This is a genomic window from Bacillus sp. J33, from assembly GCF_000518885.1.
Classification (GTDB): Bacteria; Bacillota; Bacilli; order Bacillales; family Cytobacillaceae; genus Cytobacillus.
Genome location: NZ_JAEL01000196.1, coordinates 1 through 1,557 on the forward strand (window position 1 = coordinate 1; position 1,557 = coordinate 1,557).

1 protein-coding gene is annotated in these 1,557 nt (G+C 39.2%); it reads right to left on the reverse strand.

What is annotated here, in order from left to right; all coding sequences use genetic code 11:
* Positions 1 to 318: 318 nt before the first annotated feature.
* The gene (locus L634_RS0128585) at positions 319 to 1,059 is read right to left on the reverse strand and encodes an IclR family transcriptional regulator (RefSeq protein WP_026585317.1); all 741 of its coding nucleotides are present in this window, start codon (positions 1,057 to 1,059) and stop codon (positions 319 to 321) included.
* Positions 1,060 to 1,557: the final 498 nt, after the last annotated feature.

Here is a 1,557-nt window from a genome sequence, read left to right on the forward strand (position 1 = left end):
CCGCTGACACGCTTCTCCCGCAGGACATTGAATAAGCTTCCTCGAATGAACACCGCACGAAGAAAATGCGATAGCATTTTCGAGGATCTCGTACCCTCCGCTCCAATCAACAGGGTGCTAAAATCAACAATAAGCTTTATCACAGCTTAAATATAATGAATCCTTCAGCCATTTTGTCTCTCTGCAAATCCGATATTGCTACTCAAAATGCTATGAACAACTATCACTCCTGGCCTGGTAATATCATAAAGCTGTTCTACGGAAAATATAAAAAACAGGGCTTGAAGAATGCTTCAAGTCCTGTTTTTGACGGCCATATTAAAAGGTTCTCCCGATTTTCATCGATATCGTTTGTGCAGCTAGCTTCACTTTATCCGTTAAAAAAGTGAGGTGCTCATCTGTAATTTCATAATCCAGCATTTCAATGTTTATAGCGCCGATTACTTTATGATTAAAGCCAATGACAGGTGCTGCGACAGACGCTGTTCCATCTGTCTTTTCCCCGTAGCTGATGGCATACCCATTTCGCTTCACTTCTCTTAAATGTTTTATGAATTTGTCTCTTTCTTTTTGTGAGGAAATGAGGCTATGAATAATTTGTTCCGCTTGTTTTTCCGGCATATTGGCCAAAATTGTTTTGTTAGCAGCTCCGATATGGAGCGGGATACGCTCTCCCAAGCTATCAATAATTCTTACACTTCGCGGGCTGTCAATCCGATCCATTATAATGGAATAATTTCCGCTGGGAATGTTGAAGTAAACGGTTTCTTTCACATCCTGTGCCAATTGTTCCATAATGGGTCTCGTTACATCGCGAAAGTCTGTATTTTCAAGTAATTTAAGGCCGATTTCCATCCACGTATAGCCGATTTTATAAAGTTTCGTATCTGGAATTTGCATAACCAGCCCGTTTTTAATGAGTGACCCAATAAGGCGGTGTACCGTACTAATTGGAAGAGCTGTTTTTTCTGCAATTTCAGAAATAGCCCAGGCATTCTTATCATCATCGGATGTGAGAATATGAATAATATGCATTGCTCGATCTATTGACTGAACCATGTATGTGCTCCTTCATTGACTTTATATAAGAATAACGTCAATTCATTTCTTATTATTTTACAGGAAGGGCAGAGTTATGTAAACATACGGTTCCTAATTTTCTGAATATAAAGCATTGACAAAAAAATGATAATGTTTTTTAATCTTATTAAAGGTTTTTACATTGTGGAATTAATTCCACAATACGGAATAATTCAGGTCTTATTCGCTTGCCTTACCTATAAAAAAAGAGAACAGGTTAAATAAGATCAACCATTAAGCTGTTCCCTTGATAGCTTTAATAATTCGGAAAAATGTAAGGGGTTTCTTGAAGCGATAAGATGTGTCCGTTATTCCCAAGAGTCAATGATATTAGCCTTTTTGTTTTATAGCTTTTTTATTTTTGTACAAAGCTCTGTTAAAATTGCCTGTTGATTTCCGCTGCAGGCACTCGCTTTCCGCGGGCGGTCCGGGAGCCTCCTCGGTGCATTCGCACCTGCGGGGTCTCCCGCTGACACG

Bases quoted from the DNA above. Each gene is read 5' to 3' on its own strand.
- L634_RS0128585 (WP_026585317.1), bottom strand. From the start codon at position 1,059: ATGGTTCAGTCAATAGATCGAGCAATGCATATTATTCATATTCTCACA.